Source organism: Arthrobacter nitrophenolicus (assembly GCF_000332815.1).
GTDB lineage: Bacteria > Actinomycetota > Actinomycetes > Actinomycetales > Micrococcaceae > Arthrobacter > Arthrobacter nitrophenolicus.
Genome location: NZ_AOFD01000138.1, coordinates 1 through 552, shown reverse-complemented (window position 1 = coordinate 552; position 552 = coordinate 1). Strand labels below are relative to the sequence as shown.

The window sequence follows — 552 nt, the reverse complement described above, 5'->3', positions numbered from 1 at the left end:
ACCGCCCATCAGCTTCACATACGCCCACGAAATGGGGAGGACACCGGCAGAGCCAAAGCGTGACGCCGAGATGGCAACGCCGTGGCCTTCCTCATGAGCGGCCTTATTGGCATCACCGGGCATAAACGGCGCCAGGTGCGCCTTCGCTGCGACGGGTCCGACGCCGGGCCCGCCGCCGCCGTGCGGGATGCAGAAGGTCTTGTGCAGGTTCAGGTGCGAGACGTCCCCGCCGAACTTGCCCGGCTGCGCCAGGCCCACCAGGCGTTCAGGTTCGCGCCGTCGATGTACACCTGCCCGCCCGCGGCGTGCACGGCATCGCAGACCTCACGGACATCCCCGTCGTACACCCCGTGCGTGGACGGGTAGGTGATCATGATCGCCGACAGGGCATCCTTATGCGCCTCGATCTTCGCGTACAGGTCAGCATGGTCGATCGTGCCGTCGGCCGCCGTGGCCACCACGACGACCTTCATCCCGGCCAGCACCGCCGACGCGGCGTTGGTGCCGTGCGCGGAAGCAGGGATCAGGCACACGTTGCGCTGACCCTCACCA

At 67.6% G+C, this 552-nt stretch carries 1 pseudogene; it reads right to left on the bottom strand.

Going from position 1 to position 552, the window contains the following annotated elements:
* Positions 1-552, bottom strand: a pseudogene (locus tag G205_RS20475) (glycine dehydrogenase (aminomethyl-transferring)); the annotation flags it as partial.